This is a genomic window from Acinetobacter colistiniresistens (assembly GCF_000413935.1).
GTDB classification, from domain to species: Bacteria; Pseudomonadota; Gammaproteobacteria; order Pseudomonadales; family Moraxellaceae; genus Acinetobacter; species Acinetobacter colistiniresistens.
This window is the reverse complement of record NZ_KE340378.1, coordinates 1-19,177: the sequence shown is the minus strand read 5'-3', so window position 1 is coordinate 19,177 and position 19,177 is coordinate 1. Positions and strand designations below refer to the sequence as shown.

Below are 19,177 nucleotides of genomic sequence, written 5' to 3'. Positions count from 1 at the left end.
AGCGCTATTTACCTTTTAGAAATTCTTCACGGTGTTGACGATAGGGCTCATCAAAAGGCACAAACATCTGTTCTTGTTTGGCTTCGGCAATCCATTGCTGTACTGATGCCAAAGACAAGATTTTTTGCGTATAGGCTTGGCTAGACGCGGAAAGTGGCAGTTGGTAGCATTCAAAACGCATCACCACAGGCGCATAAAAGGCATCTGCGATACTAAACGTGTCGCCACATAAAAAACTGTCTGCATTCGGACGTTGTGACCAGATCTGATCAATCCGCGCCACATCGGCACGCAATTGTGGCTGTTCTGCCCAAAGCTGTTTGCCGATATGTGCCAGATCAGCTTCGACATTCATCGGGCACAGATTGCGTAGGCTTTGAAAGCTACTATGCATTTCTGCACTGATACAACGCGCCCGTGCACGTAAGGCTTTTTCTTGTGGCCATAATTCAAGTTCAGGATGCTGCTCGGCAATATATTCACAGATGGCCAGACTGTCCCAAACCGTCAGCTCACCATTCACCAGCACAGGGACTTTGCCTGTCGGGTTCAATTTTAGAATTTCTGTTTTAAACTGGCTGTCTGGTTCAAAATCATCAAACTGAATCAAATGCTCCTGAAATGCAATGCCTGCTTGTGTGAATAAAATCCACGGACGCATTGACCAAGTAGAGTAATTTTTAGGCTCTAGACTAGCAGATTTACACTTAATTTTACCTAATGAGGTTCCACAGCTCAGTTGCTAACTCATTAGGTTCCCTCATCCAACGCCATTCAGTTTCTTTAAGATGATAATCAAAGTACTCTTTTGATATGCCGTTAAACTTTGCTAGCCTTCTTTTACAAAAGCTCCAAAATGATTCTATTCCATTTATATGGCATTGTCCTCTAGCAAACTCATTTGCTCCGTGATTTACCCTAAAATGCTTTGAATAACCCACATCAACAAGACCATTATAGCCACGCCATCCATCACTATAAATCACACTCTCAAGTGAAACTTTACCAATTATAACCTCTTGTAAAGTCTTCATTTTACAGTCAGGTACGATTTCAGTATAGACGCGCCCATTACGTTCGAATATTCCAAATACTGGCTGTTTTAGAGTCCCACGACCACGCTTTAACTTTCCATGAAACCCACGTTGCCTTTTCGCTCCAAAATAGCTTTCATCTACTTCTATTGAACCAACAAACTTAGCTCTTAAATCTGTTTGATGATCATAGATAGTTTCTCTAAAAAGCATGTACCAATAATTAATCGTATTACGATTTAAATTGAGTAATAAGGCTGTTTTGGAAGCAGGAATATCAACACAAAAGCATTGAATAATTTTTTTAATCTTGTAGTGACTTAATTTACTGTTTTCTATCATTATTCTAGACTAACATAATTATTCTGCTAGTCTAGAGCCATTTTTATTACCAATAAAGAGCTGATACATTGTTATTGTTTCCCTTTAAATAAAGCCAGTTGTTGTAATAGCTCGCTTTTTTGAAATGCGCCAGTTAAGCGCAGCGAGCGAATTTCTTGTTGTTGCTGATCTAAAAACAAATAAGTGGGTGGTCCTAAAATATCCCACTGTGCCAACAAGGCTTGATGTGATGCATCGTAGTGGCTTAAATCCAGTTTAATCAAATAATAGCCTGATAATGCTTGTTGCACCTCTGCATCTTTTAAAATGCGATGCTCAATCGGCTGGCATGCTACACACCAGTCCGCATAGACATCAATCACAATGCCACGATCTTTGGGAGCATGGGCAAGGATTTGCTGAAATTCAGCTGCCGTCTGTGCTACATGCCAGTCAGCCAATTTATCTGCCTGAACCGAGCTGAGATTTTGAATATGCTGGTATTGGTTAAACGCCAATGCCGGAATGGCTAAAACCAGCAACACCGCATACAGCCATTGCAGTTTAGATTTCTGTCCAAATAGACGATACGCCGCATAAATAATAAAGGCCAAACCGAGAATCAGGCTCAGCATTTGAATCGCCAGTTCCGGCAATAACGGACGAATAAAATAAATGCTCAATGCCAACATCAGAAAGGCAAAAATGACTTTGATTTGATTCATCCAGTCGCCAGCTTTGGGTAAGGCTTTCGCCCCCAACACACTGGCGAGTAGCAAGGGAATTCCCATGCCAAAACCCAGTGTAAATAGCAGCAGCGCACCTTGCCATTGGCTCTGCGTCTGCGAGATAAACAGTAACACCCCTGCCAAAGGTGCAGTCATACACGGCCCCACCAACAGGGCAGAGATCATGCCCATGACACTGGCGCCGACCAAGGTCCCGCCCTTTTGATTGGATTGCATCTGATCCAGTCGATTAACCCAGTTCTGCGGCAGTTTTAACTCAAATAAACCAAATAGATTGAGGGCAAATGCCACGAATAATAGACTAAATGCAATCAGCGTTGCAGGTTGCTGTAACCAACGCTGAAAATTCAATCCCGCCGCAGAAGCAATTAAACCCAATACCGCATAGACCAAGGCCATACTGACCACAAAAGTCAGTGCAATCGACCATGCTTTCACCCCTTTATTGTCTCGTACAATCAAGGAGGTCAGAATGGGTAACATCGGCAAAGAACATGGGGTAAAGGCCAATAAAATGCCCAAACCCAAAAATAATAAAATGCTATAGGCCAAGGAATGCTGTTCGAGTGCGCTGGACCATTTTTGGTCTTGTGCCATACCAACCGAGTTATTTGAATTTGAGCTTTGTGCAGTTGGCTCAGCTTGCACGTCATCCTTGTTTGCCGTTTGGGCATTTAAGGCGCTCGATGAGCGAGCCACATCTAAAAAGCTTTTTTTGCTATTTGCACTGACATTCTGAGCACTGACCAAGCCATCGGCATCGGTCTGAAATTCAATATTTTGCGGAGGATAACAAATCCGGTCTTTGGCACAGCCTTGCCAAGTCACCCGATAATGCTGTGATGCCTGCGTCGGGATGCTAAACTCCGCTTGCTGATAATAGACTTGGCTATGGCCATAGTTCTCATCATACTGCTCGACTGCTTTAGGCAATGTTAATGCAAGTGGCTGATTGCCTTGTTGTACTTCAAATTTATGTTGATAAAGATAATAGTTCGGCTGAATTGACCAATGTAAACGCGCCTGATTCGGCTGCGTCGATTCAACTGTAAATGCAAATGCCTGTTCAGGGCTCAGCAAAGCTGCTGATGAATTCGCTTGCGCGTAAGCCAACGACCCACATAACAGCAATAAGGTCCCCACAAACCAACTCATCAGTGGGAAACAATTACCACCTTGAACAGACATTTTCATGATTATCTCACTGTTATTCTCCTGAGCCTCCCTGCCACTTATGCAGAAGTGAATTTAAGAGAATTCAGGAGCATTGTTGTTAGAATAAAACCGACACGCCGAAGCCACCGTTATAACCTTTCTGATCCCCATTGAGATCAACCCCAATGCTGGCATCCAATTGCATACGATTATTCAAGGCATAAATCAGACCTGTGCCTAGACCATATTCATAGTCTTGACTCTCTGCTTTACGGTAAACAAACTCAGAATAGCCCGATAATTTACCTGCAATTTTATAGTCAATGGTTGGAATCGCAGTCACCGCCCAATTACTGTTCTGCGCTTCATAACGCATGGTAATCGAGGTACCAATCAAATCACTGAACTTATATGCCACGGCTGAGGTTAAGCTATAGATATCATCATGTGCCGTGAATTCATCATTGCCCGTTGCAATAATTGCTTCGGCCAATAATGCCATCGATAAACGGTCATCTTTTAAATCAATGGCTTTTTTCAAACCGATACTGACATCGCCTAAACCATTGCTTTCTTTTGTCACGCCTGCACGTTTGTACTGCTGCCAAACAGGCCCTTGCCAACCGAGTTGTAATTCCAGGCCATCTGCCAAACCAGTACGCAATAACATGTCACCATTCAAGGTTAAAGTCTTGTCTTTGACTCCATTGACACTCCCCTCGTGGTAGCTAACCGTTGGCAAACCCTGCTCCCAGGCTAACTGCCCGACAGGAGTAATCCCTGTACTGATCCCCGAACCAGGGCGATCAAAAGAAAAGTCAGCCGCAAAAGCCGTACTTGCCAGCATCGATGCTGTAACCAAGCTCAATGTTTGAAATGTTTTCATCATGTTCCTCTTTGTATTTTGCTGGCTTCGCTTATGCGCTGAGCTCTTTTGACATTTTTGCACCATGTTGACGTAGCAACTCCAATGTTGCACGCTCTTCCTGCAATGACTCAGACCAATCGATTTCATCAAATTCGCAATCAAAAAATAATTGACTGATCGATGATAAAACAGTGAGACCTTCTTCATCACGGGTATTTGGATCGACTTTTTCATCAAGTAAACGTTGAACCACAGGCACGCAGGCAGAACTTGCTGCATCCCAAAGCGGACCATAAAATTCTTCTGCGTCCCATAAATGCAAATTGGCTTTGGCTTGAATGAGCACATCTAAAATGTCTAAATAAACTTGCAGCTGTTGTTGCTTTTCTGTTTCGCTCAAGGGTTTTCCGGCTTCATAGGCCTCACAGATTTGTTCCCACCAGACAAATAAACCATCACAAATGACGGAAACTGGGGGACCTTGTTCCGGGTCAATAAAATTCGGATCAAGTCCTTCAGCAAGTAAAGCTCGCACTTGGTCTAAATCGAGTTGTTGTATGGCTTGCACCAAGGCCTGCTGCTGCTTATTTAACATGACCATTTCTCACAATATTTTTTAATGGGTCTATTATGCCGAATATCCTGACAGGATTTTATAAAAGCACCTAAAAAATCATGTATAAATTTGATACAGGCATAAAAAAAGCCCCAAACAGGGCTTTTTTTATGCGTTGCCTCTTAGGCTTCATCATCTACTTTTACATCATCATCGACATCAACATATTCGGGTAAACCACCACGGTGGTGCTCTTTTTTCTCATAGAGATGCTCCAAACTACGTTTCAGTTTATCAATCGCACCATGGATCGAGTTATCAATATTTGCTGCTTTATGTGTCACTGCAACAGGTTTCATTCCTGCTGGACGAGCCTCAATCATACAACGTTTGTCATGATCGCCCGTTTTCTCCCCGTTCTCATCACTAATATGAACCGAAAAATGTGTAATACGCTCGCTATAGCGTTGAAATTCTTGTGTAAGTTCTGCACGAACATAACTGATTAAGCGTTCACTACCTTGAATGTTTTTATCTGTACGGATTTCAATATTCATAAATATCTTCCTCTCTTATCTGTGAGACGGTGCTACAAAACTTTCTTATTTGGCACACTTTGAGCATGCGATCATTCAGTGCAGTTGTATATTTTGATTATGTAAATACCTGTTGTCTCCTCGCTTGCATCTGTTGCTTTTCAGTATGTAAGAAGATCTTCTATAACTTCAATATCTGTCTTTCCTTACAAATATGCAAGCTGATTTTTGACATTTTGATGAAATCTTCAGCAAAAAGAGCATTATTTTTACCCCCTGAATCACCTGCTTTGCCATATACAATTCTTTTGTTCATTTGGTCAAATTTGGCTTTATTTTTGCTTAATACCTTGTATGCTTTACACGCCTTTTTGGGGGGAGATTTTTTAAATGCAATTGAAGCAACTTACAGCGGTATGTTTATTGGGATCAACAGCAACTTTTGCGCAAGCAAAGCCGATTTGGCAAGACTTTAGCTTGACCGGACTATATGGTGAAAACTATGAAGTTGTTGATAAAAAACAAACAACATTGACCGTTGAGTATGCGGCAAAAGTTAAATATGCCGATGTCTTTTTCTTTATGGATCGTATGCGTGGCAGCGATGACCATAAAAGCACCTATTTCGAGCTTTCTCCTCGTTTAAGCCTCGGTGAAATTTCAGGTCAGAAACTTGCGTTTGGCCCGATTAAAGATGTATTGATCTCAACCACCTGGGAAAGCAATAACGACGATTTCTCTAGTTTTGACAACTTCTTGTATGGTGTCGGCTTCGATCTTGCAGTTCCATATTTCCAATATATGAATGTCAACTTCTATCGCGCCAACAACGAAAAAACTGCTGATGACTATCAAATGACCATCGCTTATGCTTTGCCATTTAAAGTATCAAATGAAGACTTTTTGGTGGATGGTTTCCTTGACTGGTCGACTGGCGAGAAAGATCATGCCAGCGAACTGAACTGGACCACGCAATACAAGTGGAATCTAGGTAAACACATTTCACCGGATACACGTCTTTATTTAGGTGTTGAGCATTCGATTTGGAATAACAAATTCGGTATGAAAAACCGTGACGAAAACAACGTCAGCGCTTTAATTAAATACCACTTCTAAACGCTTTAGAATGTTAAAAACAGCAAGGAATTCCTTGCTGTTTTTATTTGTATCACCGAATATTAAGCATCGTTGATTTTGGTTCTATCAACGTTGTATCTATTGATTGATGTGATGACCTTCGCCCATGTCTGTAAATATTGCTCTTGCCCCATCTTGTGTAGCTGCACCCTTCAAAATTCGTTTTGCCACCGTTGATGACCTTGAGACAATCCTTGCCATCTATAATGCAGAGATTCTCAATGGCACGGCGAACTGGAATGATCAAGCTGTTTCACTTGCGGATTATCAACAACGCTTCCATAACATGCAGCAACAGCATTTTCCCATGATTGTGGTTGAAGACCTGAATAGCCATCAAGTCGCTGCTTATGCCTATTACACAGCCTTTCGAACCATCAGCGGCTATCGTCAAAGCATTGAACATTCTGTGTTTGTTGACCCCAGCTATGCACGCCAAGGTCTGGGCAAGGCCCTGATGCAACAACTGATTCATCTGGCCAAACAGCAAAACATGCATATCATGGTGGCTGCCATTGATAGTGAAAATAAGGGCTCGATTGTGCTACACGAACAGCTTGGTTTTGTCCAAACAGGCTATATGCCGCAGGTAGGACAAAAGTTTGGGACATGGCGGGATTTGGTCTGGATGCAACTGCAACTCACAGAATCTCCATAAAAACCTTACTTTTACCGTACTGTCAGGCAACTCTATTATGGCTTAAAATGAAAACAAGACTTCATTTCAAAAATAGCCAAAATGATTAAAACATCCCAACTCGGTCTGTGCCTCGTCATGGCAATCAGTTCAAGCGCCAGCTTTGCCGAATTTTCTTTTGAGCAGGAATTACAGCAAGGTTGTGCCAAAGTGAAACAATATGCACAAGCAGGTAAAAAGTTTTACGATCAAAAACAATATCTCAAAGCCGCCAAACAATTTGAAGACCAAGCAGCATGGGCGCATTTTTGTCAGGCCAATGCAGATGAAAGCGGTATTCAGGTCAGTGACCGAGATATTGAAATCGCCAACAATAATGTCGGCTTGAGTTATGCCAAGTTAGGCAAACCGCAATGGGCAAGCGTTTGGTTTCTCAGAGATAAAGACTCGAAAACCAGTCAATACAACTTAAAACAATTGCCTAAACCTAAAATATCCTCTGACCTACAAGGGACTTATGTCCGTGCCAATGGTTTTGGACAATGGGATTATCTCAAGGTCAGCAAAAAACAGAATCAATATCAGATCGCCTTCGATGGCTACTACTTCGGGCTGCGCGGTTTGATCTATGGTCCGAATATGGGGCAATTCGAAACGACCATGCCACTCAAGTCAAAGCAAGCCAGCTATCGCTATGAAGACTGTCAGATCAAACTCCAATTTGCCAATGATGCAAAGCTTGGACAAAAAATTGAGGTTGAACAAAACAATGGTGAGTCCTCATGTGGCTTTGGACACAATGTCTATGCAGGCGGAACGTTCTATAAGGTTGAAGGTTAACAAACCATCAAAAGTCAGCCTCAAATATGATACTCGGAAATGTCATCTACAACCTGAGCAAGCTAAAGCGACTAAAGCTTTAGCGAAGCGCAAGAAAAGTTGCAATAAAGATTGAGCAGCTTTAATCACTCATTGCATAGGTGATAAATGCCTTTGCCCTTACGAAGCTTCAAACGCTTCTCAGGGCGAAACCAAAGTAGGGCGAACCGCAGGTTTATCCTAAGATTAGATATAAAACAATAAGATTCCACAATGATCACTGTTTAATCAGGCCGTAGGCCGAAAATCTCTTTCGAGTGTTTTAAATCGCCACCAACTCTCGAATCCCCTTCTCAGGCATCTCCTCCCCCCGCCCTTGCGCAATCACCTGCCCACGCGCCATGACGGTATACGCATCTGCCAACTCTTCGGCAAAATCATAAAACTGCTCTACCAGAATAATCGCCATTTCGCCCTGATCGGCCAGCTTACGAATCACCCGACCAATATCTTTAATAATCGAGGGCTGAATCCCTTCGGTCGGTTCATCCAAAATCAAAACACTCGGCTCTGAAGCCAAAGCACGGGCAATCGCAAGCTGTTGTTGCTGCCCACCGGATAAATCACCACCACGGCGATGTTTCATTTCATCCAGCACAGGGAAAATTTCATATAAATGGCTTGGCACTTTACGGGTCTTGGCTCCTGAAAATTTCGCCATACCAATTAAAATATTTTCCTCTACGGTCAAGGTTGAAAAGATATCACGACCTTGCGGCACATAGGCCAAACCCGCACGCACCCGTTGCTCAGGGGACATTTTGGCGATGTCTTTGCCATCCAGCAGGATTTGCCCCGACTTAATCGGCAGAATGCCCATCAAGCATTTCAGCAAGGTGGTTTTGCCCACACCATTACGTCCTAGCACCACACTGCATTCACCCACAGGCGCGTTAAAAGACACATCACGCAGAATATGACTGCCACCATAGAATTGATTGATTTGTTTCACTTCTAGCATGTGTCTCTCCTAGCGTCCTAAATACTTTTCAATCACATCTTCATTGGCCTGAACCTCTGCCAATGTGCCCTCGGCCAAGATTGCCCCTTGCGCCAGTACCGTGACTTTCTCACTGATGGTGTCAATAAAGCTCATGTCATGCTCGACCACTACAAGAGTATGATTTTTCTTCAGCTCCAGACACAGTTCAGCCGTGCGCTCAGTTTCAGCATCGGTCATACCAGCAACAGGCTCATCCAGTAAAATTAACTGCGGTCGTTGCATCAGCAACATGCCAATTTCCAGCCACTGTTTTTGTCCATGTGAAAGTAACCCTGCTGGCTTTTGCACAAATTCCTGTAAGCGGATCTGTTCCAGACTTTCATCCAAGGCCAATTGCGCTTCTGGATCTAAACGGGAAAATAAACTTTTTTTCACCCGTTTATCTCGAGGTGCTGCCAACAGTAGATTTTCCATGACGGTAAAATTTTCAAATACGGTTGGTTTTTGGAATTTTCGACCGATGCCCGCTTCAGCAATTTGCTCGGTACTCATTTTGGCAAGATCATAGTTTTGCCCAAAAAATGCCGTGCCTGTGGTCGGACGAGTTTTACCAGTAATCACATCCATCAAGGTGGTTTTACCCGCCCCATTTGGCCCGATAATACAGCGTAATTCGCCCTCAGCAATGTACAGCGACAGATCATTCAAGGCTCGGAATGAGTCAAACCAGACACTGACTTTTTCCAGATACAAGGCAATGCCGTGGCTAAAATCCGCACCTTGTGGCTTGGCACGACCATAGCCCTCACCCAGTTGACCGCCATGTTGAGCTGAGTCTATTAATACATCACTCATTTAGTCACGCTCCTTTTTAAAACGGTCAAATAAACCAATGACACCCTTAGGTAAGAATAAGGTCACCACGATGAACAACGCACCTAAGATCAATAACCATGCTTCTGGTGCAGCCACTGTGAAATAGGTTTTCACTGCATTGATTAAACCAGCCCCTAAAATTGGGCCAATCAAGGTTCCGCGTCCACCCGCAGCCACCCACACCGCCATTTCGATTGAATTGACTGGGTTCATTTCACTTGGGTTGATGATGCCCGCCTGCGGCACATATAATGCCCCAGCGATACCCGCAATCACCGCCGACAGTACCCATGCCGACAGCTTGTACCACAACGTGCGATAGCCAAGATATTGCAAGCGATTTTCACTATCACGAATTGCACCCAAGACCCGTCCATAAGGACGATTCATCAGTTGGCGCAGACCAAGGAAGCACAACATCAACATCAATGCCGTCACAAAGCATAGCGTGGCACGCATCGGTGCAGAGGTGATATCAAAACCAAGAATGGTCTTAAAACCCGTAAAACCATTATTGCCGCCAAAGCCTGTTTCATTGCGGAAGAACAATAACGCTGCGGCAAAGGTCATGGCTTGAGTAATAATCGAAAAATACACACCTTTGATTTTGGAGCGAAAGGCAAAGAAACCAAAAATAAATGCGATCAGACCAGGAACAAGAATGACTAAAGCCAAAGCCCAGGCAATATGCTCGGTACCGACCCAATACCATGGCAACTCCGTCCAACTGAGAAAACGCATAAAATCAGGCAGCCCATCGCCTGCGGATTGACGCATCAGGTACATGCCAAAGGCATAACCGCCCAAAGCAAAATACAAACCATGCCCCAAGCTCAAAATCCCAGCATAGCCCCAGACCAAATCCAATGCCAAAGCCACCAAGGCCAAACACATGATCTTGCCAATCAAGGTGATCCAATAAGCAGACAGATAAAAGGTCGAATCAGGCGACAACAGATGCAACCACGGCAACAGCAACAGCACCCCGAAACAAACTGCAATCGCCACGGCGCTATACGGTTTGTCGGCAAATAAAGAAGTGATTTTCATGGGCTTACTCCACAAAACGGCCTTTGATGGCGAACAAACCTTGTGGACGCTTTTGGATAAACAAAATCACAAGAACCAAGAGAATAATTTTTGCCAGCACTGCACCTAAACCAATTTCCAGCACCGTGCCACTAATGCCCAATCCAAGGGCTGCCAATACCGCGCCCCAGACTTGACCAACACCACCGACCACGACCACAAGGAAGGCATCAATAATGTAATTTTGCCCAAGGTCAGGTCCAACATTACCCACCTGCGCCAAGGCACAGCCTGCCAACCCTGCCAAACCTGAGCCCAGTCCAAAGGCCATCATGTCAATTCGTGCAGAACGGATACCCACAGCACGCGCCATTTGACGGTTTTGGGTCACAGCTCGGACAAATAAACCAAAACGGGTTTTATTGAGTAAAAACAGCAGCAGTAATAGCACCGCAACAGTAAAAGCAATAATCGCAATTCGGTTATAAGGTAGCATTAAGCTTGGCGTCACCGCGATGCCACCACTGAGCCATACCACGTTAGAAACCTCGACATTTTGCGCACCAAACACCATCCGCACCAATTGCATCAGGATCAGACTCACCCCAAAGGTCGCAAGTAAAGTCTCCAATTGTCGACCATAGAGCGGACGGATCACGGTGCGTTCAATCAACATGCCCATCAAGGCACTAACCAGAAAAGCCGCAGGAATTGCCGCCAATAGATACCAGTCCACCAGCCCCGCAAAATGGGTTTTAAAAAAGCTTTGAATCACATAGGTGGTATAGGCACCGATCATGATCAGCTCACCATGTGCCATGTTAATTACCCCAAGCAGACCATAGGTAATGGCTAAGCCAAGTGCCGCAAGCAGCAAAATGCTGGCGGTACTGAGGCCAGAAAAGATATGGCCTGACCACTCACTGATTTGTAGTCGGGTTTTAATTTTATTGTGTGCATCCAACAACGCTGCCTTCAATGCAGGATTGCTTTGTGGTTGTTGTAAAGTTTGAGTGATTAAGGCAAACACATCAGGACGATTGGAATCCGCCAAGACTTTTACGGCTTCAAGCTGGGTAAACGCATCAGGACTGTTAAAATCCAAACGGGCTTTGAGCTGTGCTAAACGTGCTTTGACCTGATCATTTTTTTCATTCAGATAAAGCTGCTTCACCATCGCGACATCGAGTTCAGCCAAATTATTTTCTAAAATATCCACCGCAGCCAAACGTTGCGAGGCATCTGTAGAATTCAGTTTGGCCTTGGCCTGACCAAAATTCAGCGCCTTGCGCAGAGTATTGACCAAAGTGACTTGGGTGAGATCGGCAGGCCAATTTTCAATGGCTTGCTGTGCGGGGTAACTGAACAGTTTGTCATCATTTTTTAACAGATAGGTATTGCCTGCACTGTCGGTATACAGCTCATTTTGATCAATATAGGCGACCAGTTGATCCAGCTGTTCAATACTGGCAGGCCATTGATTGAGCATGGCACGACGCGCCGCAAAATCTGACTTCACAAAGGTCTGAATCGCATCTTGAGAAGCTGTAGACGTCACGGTTGTTGCGGATGTGACTTCTGCCCATGCTGGACTAAACATTATCTGTGCCATGATGCAGAGCAGTGCCAAAACATAGTGTTTCGTCATAGAACTCCCCCTTATTTTTACGGTTTTAAATAGATCAAAAAGTCAGAACAAAAATGCCTGCTGCCAACACAGCAGGCGAAAAAACTTTATTTCGGGATATACGGACTCCAAGGCTCGGCCTTGATGGTTTGCGGTGTTTTGTAGACCACATCAAATTGGCCATCCGCACGGATCTGCCCAATCATCACTGGCTTATGTAGATGGTGATTGCTTTCATCCATTTTGAGGGTATAGCCTGATGGGGCAGCGAAGGTCTGACCCGCCATCGCATCACGGACTTTGTCGACCTCAGTCGTGCCCGCTTTTTCAACGGCTTGCTTCCACATATTGATCCCAACATAGGTCGCTTCCATCGGATCGTTGGTCACGACTTTGTCGGCATTTGGCAATTTGTATTGCACTGCATATTGTTTGAATTTATTCACAAACTCGGTGTTCTTCGGATTTTTCACCGACATGAAATAATTCCATGCTGCTAAATGACCGACCAATGGTTTGGTATCGATCCCACGTAATTCCTCCTCACCTACAGAGAAGGCCATGACTGGAATATCGGATGCTTTAATGCCTTGGTTACCCAATTCACGATAGAACGGCACATTAGAATCTCCATTAATAGTCGAGATCACCGCAGTCTTTTTACCCGCAGAGAACTTCTTAATATTGGAAACAATGGTTTGATAATTGCTGTGACCAAATGGGGTGTATTCTTCCATGATGTCGGCATCAGCCACGCCTTTCGACTTCAAGAAGGCACGTAAGATTTTATTGGTGGTGCGTGGATAGACATAATCGGTGCCGAGCAACACAAAACGTTCTGCTTTACCGCCTTCATCCCCCATCAAATATTCAACCGCAGGAATCGCTTGTTGATTCGGTGCTGCACCGGTATAGAAGATATTTTTAGATTGTTCTTGGCCTTCATATTGCACTGGGTAGAACAACAAGCCATTCAACTCTTCGACCACAGGCAGCACTGATTTACGCGAAACGGATGTCCAACAGCCAAAAATGACTGCGACCTTATCTTGAGTAATCAACTGACGGGCTTTTTCTGCAAACAATGGCCAATCCGACGCAGGGTCAACAATCACAGGTTCTAACTTTTTACCCAGTACCCCACCATTGGCATTGATTTCATTGATGGTCATCAAGGCGGTGTCTTTCAGCGAAGTCTCTGAGATCGCCATGGTGCCTGAAAGTGAATGCAGGATTCCCACTTTAATGGTGTCGCCGCTTGTTGCGGGTGCCGTCTTGGTTTCTGTTTTGGTTTGTTCTGTTTTTTCTGCTGGTTTTGAACAGCCGACCAGACCGATTCCCATCATGGCAGCCATCAGTACGGACATCGACAATTTATTTTGCATCTTCCTCTCCACCCATCAATATTGTGATTTTTACTGGGTGGAGTTATTCAATTTTTATGCCAACACAATAACCAATTGTTTTTTATTATATTTAATCAAGGTCTCTGATTATTTCATGGATCTTGTATACAACATTGCATACAAAAAATACGCGATGAACTAAAATGATGCAAATTTGTTCAGCTCGAATCAGAATCAAGCAGCCAAAGAAAAAGCCAAGCATCAGCTTGGCTTTAATCGGTGCATGGCTCAAGCCATTTAGACAGTAATATCAGCGAGATTACCCTTTTGCTCTAACCAGTGTTTGCGGTCAGCTGAACGCTTTTTCGCCAGCAATTTATCCAATAAACCTGCGGTTAAATGCGCATCATCCAAATCCAACTGCACCAAACGACGGGTGTTCGGGTCCATGGTGGTTTCACGCAACTGACTGGCATTCATCTCACCCAACCCTTTGAATCGGGTGATCTGCGGATTTTTATTGCCCTTGACCTTCTTCAAAATGCTTTCAAGCTCATCATCGTCCAAGGCGTAGTACACTTCTTTACCAATATCAATACGATAGAGCGGCGGCATCGCCACAAACAAATGACCTTCTTCAACCAAAGTCGGGAAATGTTTGACAAATAAAGCACATAATAAGGTGGCGATATGTAGACCATCCGAGTCCGCATCGGCAAGGATACAGATTTTGCCATAGCGTAATTCAGACAGATCATCACTGCCCGGATCAACGCCAATGGCGATGGCAATATCATGCACTTCTTGAGAAGCCAGCACTTCGTCCGAAGAGACTTCCCAAGTATTCAGAATTTTTCCGCGGATCGGCATAATCGCTTGGAAATTCTTGTCTCGCGCCTGTTTGGCACTACCGCCTGCAGAATCTCCCTCGACAATAAACAGCTCACTGTCTTCACGAGTTAAGCCGACACAGTCTGCCAACTTTCCAGGTAAAGCCGGGCCGGCAACAATCTTTTTACGTTCAACTTTTTTAGCGGCTTTGAGACGACGTCCGGCTTTGGCAATCGCCATTTCAGCCAATTGCGTCGCAATCTCCGCATGTTGATTCAGCCATAAAGCAAACGCATCTTTGGCGATGTTCAGTACAATATTAGAGGCTTCACGACTGGATAACCGTTCTTTGGTTTGGCCCGAGAATTGTGGCTCTTGGAATTTCAGCGATAGAATAAAATTCACCCCATCCCAAACATCTTCCGCAGACAACTTCATATTACGTGGCAACAAATTGCGTAATTCACAGAACTCACGCAAAGCCTCCGTCACACCCGAACGTAAACCATTGACATGGGTACCGCCTTGCGCGGTTGGAATCAGGTTGACATAACTTTCCTGAATCTGCTCGCCACCTTCGACATTCCAGCAAATCGCAAACTCACAGGCCGCGCGGTCTGCTTGGCCACTACTGACAAAAGCAGGATCAGGCAAGATGTCCCGATCTTGCAGTTCATCCATCAAATAGTCGACCAGACCATTTTCAAACTGCCATTCAATCTTTTCTTTATTAATTTTATCGTCATAAATAATCTTTAAGCCCGCGGCTAAAACGGCTTTGGCTTTTAAATTATGTTTCAGCGCTTTCAGTGCAAATTTAGGGCTATCAAAATACTTGCCTTCAGGCCAGAAACGCACCGTTGTACCCGTTGCGCGCTTGGCCACTTTACCTTCAAGCACCGATAAAGGAGCAACAGGCTCACCTTGTTCAAAGGCCATTTGATACAGGTTACCCTGACGCTGTACCGCAACTTCAACACGTGTCGATAGCGCATTCACCACCGAAATCCCAACCCCGTGCAATCCCCCCGAAAACTGGTAGTTATCGGTGCTGAATTTGCCACCGGCATGCAATTTGGTCAAAATGATTTCGATACCACTTTGTCCATATTCAGGATGGATATCGACAGGCATCCCCCGTCCATTATCTTCAACCGACAATGAGCCATCTTCATAAACCGTGACACAAATTTGATTGGCGTGCCCTGCAAGCGCTTCATCGACTGCATTATCAATTACCTCTTGCGCCAAATGGTTTGGACGTGAGGTATCGGTATACATGCCTGGTCGACGACGAACTGGATCTAAACCAGAAAGAACTTCAAGGGATTGTGCCGTGTATTGTGTCACTGGGTCTGACTTCCTTATTGGAGGGCTGCCGATAAAAATTCGAGAACTAAAGGTAATTTTTCTTCAAAATCATCCATTGCATGATTACCATCTGCGTCGGTTAAAATCAATGATGATGGATGAACAGCACTATAATAACGTTGAGCTTCACGATAATCCAAGACTTCATCGCCTTGTTGCAACAGCACCAGAATTTTATCAGCATGATTGAGTTTCGTGTCAGCAATCGATTGTAATTGCTGCAATTGATCGGCATCAAGCGTCCATGATTCAGTGACTTTGAGCGGGATTTGCTCAATCCCGAATAAATCTTCGAATAATTGCCATGGTTGCATAGCTGGATTGATCAGTACAGCAGGACAGGCATATTTGGCGACAAGATATGTCGCGTAAAAGCCTCCAAGGCTACTTCCAACTAAAACCACTTTATCAGATGGTAAATTTTCGATAAGCTGCGAAAGTTGTGTCAGTACCTGCTCGGGCGTTTGATTTAAATCAGGTAAATGCACCTGTATCGTGTCATGCTGTGCACAAAATTGTTGCAGCTGTTGCCCTTTTACTGACATCGGACTGCTGCGAAAACCATGTAGATAGATAATTTGCATACGCACCCAAATAGGCAATAGCTTGACATAAAGTGAAATAAATCACATTATTTTGATTAATTGTTAATCAAACAACAATATAAATTACATTTAAGCTCGATATTGTCTGACACAAAAAACGATACTGTACTCCGTTCATCAGTATTCTAAAAAAATTACGCATGAAAGACATAAGATGTAAGCGTTTGTTGTAGTTTATCTAAACAATATTCAGAAAAATCACTTCAAACCTTCGGTATATATCAAGGATGGGGAAATTAATATGCCAAGTTTAACACCTCTGCATGAAACTTATTGTAAGTGGGATCGCACGCCCCCAAGTCAGGCAGATGTTTTGGAGGGTTTGGCACAGCTGGTCAGTACCAGCCTCAGTGGCGTACACGAACTGATTCAAGTGGTACAAACCGAGGTATTAAGGACAACGCTCGGTTTAAGTGCACAAAAAGCCAAACAATTACAAAAGCACCCACAACTGCAAAAATTTTATCAGTTCTCTTATGTAGCACTGCAAAAATATGGCAGTCACTTTCTTGCGCCCAATTTACGTCGCATTATTGAAAAATTTCCAGTCTTACATGACAAACCTCTGACTCCCACACTGCATTTTTTAGTGGGCGCACTGAATGGAATTTTTGGTGATTTCTTTTTAAAGCAACACAATCCAATGGCCTTGCCAATGGTGCTTTATGATCACTATGGTTCTTTACAGCAAGGCGAGTTAACCGGACGTGTGGTAATTCTTGCCCATGGTTTATGCATGAACCATTTGACCTGGTCTAATCATCGCTATGGCGGGATTGGTGAACGCTTACTTGCGCAACGAGATAACAACACCATGTTGTATCTCAATTACAACACCGGACGCCGAATTTCTGCCAATGGCCGTAGTTTTGCCAATACCTTAGAGGATTTGGTGCAACGTAACCCACGTATCACCAGTATTGACCTGATTGGCCACAGTATGGGCGGCTTGGTTTCACGTAGTGCCCTGTTTTATGGCAAACAGAATCTGTATCAATGGGTTCATATGGTCGAGAATCTGGTCTGCATCGGTTCGCCTCATCATGGTGCAGTACTTGAACGCTTTGGTTTCGTCTTGCAGGACAAACTCGGCGGCTTCCCCTTTATCAACTTGCTAGGTCAGTTGGTGAATGTGCGTAGTAATGGCATACTCGATCTGCGTTATGGCAGTGTTCGTGATGATGACTGGGAACACAATGATGCCCGCATTGGTTTTGCTGATGACAATCGCAAACCCGCTCCGTTACCGTCCCATATCAATACCTTCTTGATTGCAGGGACTTTAGAATTTGAGAAGTTACGGAATAAAGCGCTGTCTGTGATTGGGGACTATTTGGTCAGTGTGAAGAGTGCTTTGGGTGAACACCAGAATCCACGTTTTCAGTTGAAGTTGCCTGATACGCATAAAGCAGTTTTTTATGGGCTGAATCATTTTGAAATTCAGTATCATTCGAGTGTGGCCGAACAGATTACGCGTTGGTTATACCCAGATGCCAGAGAAAAAGTTGAGGCCGGTGTACAAACCCATATGATCAATGTCCCGCATAACTATACCTTTGATGATTTAGAAGGCATTGTTGAGACCTAAACGATAAAAGCTCAGTTAGATTTTAGCTGAGCTTTTTTCGGTCAAAAGCTGTAACAGGCTCAATCATCTAAGGAATAGCTTTACTTCACAAATTCACCTCGGTCATTTAATTTCAGTTTTAGATCTTTTCCATCTTCTTTATATAAAATTTCATACTTCTGATTAATCACAATATTTTGAGATGCATCTAAGGTAATGCTTTTAACCAAACCAAACTTGTTTACTGTTGTCAGATTTATTTCTGGATTTCCTGCTTCACTTGAAGAAGGAGATGCAATTAATAAAATGCCTGCACTTGTTTCTGGGAAAACGACTGAATCACCATAACGTGGGTTGATAAAGTTATAAACTTTGATTAGACGAACACTATCAATCAAATTGATTGAGCCGCAGTTCATTCTTTGTGCCGATAAAATACAGTTAAGATGTGCATTTGAGTTATAAGGAAGCGAAGTGATCAGGAAACCATCATCATTTTTTAACTTTGTAGAAATTGACGGGCCTTTTTTTATTTGGCTTTGATCGGAAATTTCATGTTTCTTTTCTGGCGCATTGCTACAGGAAGAAGCTAAGAGACTTAGACTGACCAAGCCTAGAATGTAGGTATATTTTCTATAGGATGAAGTCATAATAAATTCCTTTAAAATAAAATACCTAACCAAAATCTAAATTAAATTACTTAGCTTGTTTTTCAGCAGACAGAATTCCTGTTGTTTCACAACCTAAAGTCGACGAAATACATTTTAAGCTACCATTTAAAACAGCCTTGAATTGGGAAATTTTTCCATCTTTATAAGTTTTAACATTTGCAAGATAAGTATACTGTCCTTTCTTAATGTCATATGTTACCTGATCACCCATGAGTTGGTCTGTTTGTTCACTCTTATCTTCACTATCAGAATGTATAACGGGTATTTCGGTAAAATTATTATTATTTATATTATATATAAAAACAGTGACTTTATTACTTTTAAACGGAACTTTAACATAGTTATGCAAAATACTGGATAAAACGACCACCCATTCCTGTTCGTACCATACCAGTCATTCCTATTCGTGCTATACCACAGCAATCAAAATAATAGGGAG

Annotated in this window: 18 protein-coding genes and 1 pseudogene; 4 read left to right on the top strand and 15 right to left on the bottom strand. The window is 43.4% G+C overall.

Features of this window, described 5'->3' with window-relative positions; translation table 11 throughout:
* Positions 1–4 precede the first annotated feature (4 nt).
* The 6 genes from F907_RS15220 to F907_RS15245 all read right to left on the bottom strand — a co-directional run bounded on the left by F907_RS15220 (position 5) and on the right by F907_RS15245 (position 5,240).
* A complete protein-coding gene (locus F907_RS15220) occupies positions 5–712 on the bottom strand; it encodes a glutathione S-transferase family protein (protein ID WP_032861753.1) in 708 nt (235 codons plus the stop codon).
* Position 713: 1 nt separating this feature from the next.
* Positions 714–1,376, bottom strand: a complete 663-nt coding sequence (locus F907_RS15225; RefSeq protein WP_016651315.1) for an IS1595-like element ISAcra1 family transposase — start codon at positions 1,374–1,376, stop codon at positions 714–716.
* 71 nt (positions 1,377–1,447) lie between these two features.
* Positions 1,448–3,298, bottom strand: a complete 1,851-nt coding sequence (gene dsbD / locus F907_RS15230) for a protein-disulfide reductase DsbD (RefSeq protein WP_016651314.1) — start codon at positions 3,296–3,298, stop codon at positions 1,448–1,450.
* A 79-nt stretch (positions 3,299–3,377) separates the two neighbouring features.
* Entirely contained in the window at positions 3,378–4,145 is a 768-nt protein-coding gene (locus F907_RS15235; protein WP_016651313.1) for a transporter, read from the bottom strand.
* 31 nt (positions 4,146–4,176) lie between these two features.
* Positions 4,177–4,722 (bottom strand): ankyrin repeat domain-containing protein, encoded by a 546-nt coding sequence (locus F907_RS15240; RefSeq protein WP_016651312.1) that lies wholly within the window; start codon positions 4,720–4,722, stop codon positions 4,177–4,179.
* A 143-nt stretch (positions 4,723–4,865) separates the two neighbouring features.
* The gene (locus F907_RS15245) at positions 4,866–5,240 is read right to left on the bottom strand and encodes an HPF/RaiA family ribosome-associated protein (protein WP_005270277.1); all 375 of its coding nucleotides are present in this window, start codon (positions 5,238–5,240) and stop codon (positions 4,866–4,868) included.
* A 369-nt stretch (positions 5,241–5,609) separates the two neighbouring features.
* Here F907_RS15245 and F907_RS15250 point away from each other — a divergent pair, with 369 nt between their 5' ends.
* The 3 genes from F907_RS15250 to F907_RS15260 all read left to right on the top strand — a co-directional run bounded on the left by F907_RS15250 (position 5,610) and on the right by F907_RS15260 (position 7,833).
* A complete protein-coding gene (locus F907_RS15250; RefSeq protein WP_005270274.1) occupies positions 5,610–6,335 on the top strand; it encodes an outer membrane protein OmpK in 726 nt (241 codons plus the stop codon).
* Positions 6,336–6,462: 127 nt separating this feature from the next.
* Complete coding sequence (locus tag F907_RS15255; protein WP_016651311.1) at positions 6,463–7,014, top strand: GNAT family N-acetyltransferase; 552 nt, start codon at positions 6,463–6,465, stop codon at positions 7,012–7,014.
* Positions 7,015–7,095: 81 nt separating this feature from the next.
* The gene (locus F907_RS15260) at positions 7,096–7,833 is read left to right on the top strand and encodes a hypothetical protein (RefSeq protein WP_016651310.1); all 738 of its coding nucleotides are present in this window, start codon (positions 7,096–7,098) and stop codon (positions 7,831–7,833) included.
* Positions 7,834–8,134: 301 nt separating this feature from the next.
* Here the strand turns inward: F907_RS15260 and urtE are convergent, their stop codons facing one another.
* From urtE to F907_RS15295, 7 genes are all read right to left on the bottom strand, one after another.
* The gene (gene urtE, locus F907_RS15265; protein ID WP_004776300.1) at positions 8,135–8,833 is read right to left on the bottom strand and encodes an urea ABC transporter ATP-binding subunit UrtE; all 699 of its coding nucleotides are present in this window, start codon (positions 8,831–8,833) and stop codon (positions 8,135–8,137) included.
* A gap of 9 nt (positions 8,834–8,842) precedes the next feature.
* The gene (gene urtD, locus F907_RS15270; protein ID WP_016651309.1) at positions 8,843–9,670 is read right to left on the bottom strand and encodes an urea ABC transporter ATP-binding protein UrtD; all 828 of its coding nucleotides are present in this window, start codon (positions 9,668–9,670) and stop codon (positions 8,843–8,845) included.
* Positions 9,671–10,741, bottom strand: a complete 1,071-nt coding sequence (urtC, locus tag F907_RS15275) for an urea ABC transporter permease subunit UrtC (RefSeq protein ID WP_016651308.1) — start codon at positions 10,739–10,741, stop codon at positions 9,671–9,673.
* A gap of 4 nt (positions 10,742–10,745) precedes the next feature.
* Positions 10,746–12,368 carry an urea ABC transporter permease subunit UrtB gene (urtB, locus tag F907_RS15280; RefSeq protein WP_016651307.1) on the bottom strand — a complete coding sequence of 541 codons (1,623 nt, stop codon included), beginning with the start codon at positions 12,366–12,368 and terminating at the stop codon, positions 10,746–10,748.
* An 86-nt stretch (positions 12,369–12,454) separates the two neighbouring features.
* Positions 12,455–13,732 (bottom strand): urea ABC transporter substrate-binding protein, encoded by a 1,278-nt coding sequence (gene urtA, locus F907_RS15285; RefSeq protein ID WP_005238077.1) that lies wholly within the window; start codon positions 13,730–13,732, stop codon positions 12,455–12,457.
* Positions 13,733–13,990: 258 nt separating this feature from the next.
* The gene (gene parE / locus F907_RS15290; protein ID WP_005238075.1) at positions 13,991–15,874 is read right to left on the bottom strand and encodes a DNA topoisomerase IV subunit B; all 1,884 of its coding nucleotides are present in this window, start codon (positions 15,872–15,874) and stop codon (positions 13,991–13,993) included.
* 14 nt (positions 15,875–15,888) lie between these two features.
* Positions 15,889–16,479 (bottom strand): YqiA/YcfP family alpha/beta fold hydrolase, encoded by a 591-nt coding sequence (locus F907_RS15295; RefSeq protein ID WP_005270254.1) that lies wholly within the window; start codon positions 16,477–16,479, stop codon positions 15,889–15,891.
* 262 nt (positions 16,480–16,741) lie between these two features.
* Here F907_RS15295 and F907_RS15300 point away from each other — a divergent pair, with 262 nt between their 5' ends.
* Positions 16,742–18,088 (top strand): PGAP1-like alpha/beta domain-containing protein, encoded by a 1,347-nt coding sequence (locus tag F907_RS15300; protein WP_005238071.1) that lies wholly within the window; start codon positions 16,742–16,744, stop codon positions 18,086–18,088.
* A gap of 80 nt (positions 18,089–18,168) precedes the next feature.
* Here the strand turns inward: F907_RS15300 and F907_RS15305 are convergent, their stop codons facing one another.
* Both F907_RS15305 and F907_RS15310 read right to left on the bottom strand, forming a co-directional pair.
* Positions 18,169–18,717: a hypothetical protein gene (locus F907_RS15305; protein WP_016651306.1), complete on the bottom strand. Its 549-nt coding sequence runs from the start codon at positions 18,715–18,717 to the stop codon at positions 18,169–18,171.
* A 46-nt stretch (positions 18,718–18,763) separates the two neighbouring features.
* Positions 18,764–19,081, bottom strand: a pseudogene (locus tag F907_RS15310) (hypothetical protein); the annotation flags it as partial.
* Between the last annotated feature and the right edge of the window lie 96 nt (positions 19,082–19,177).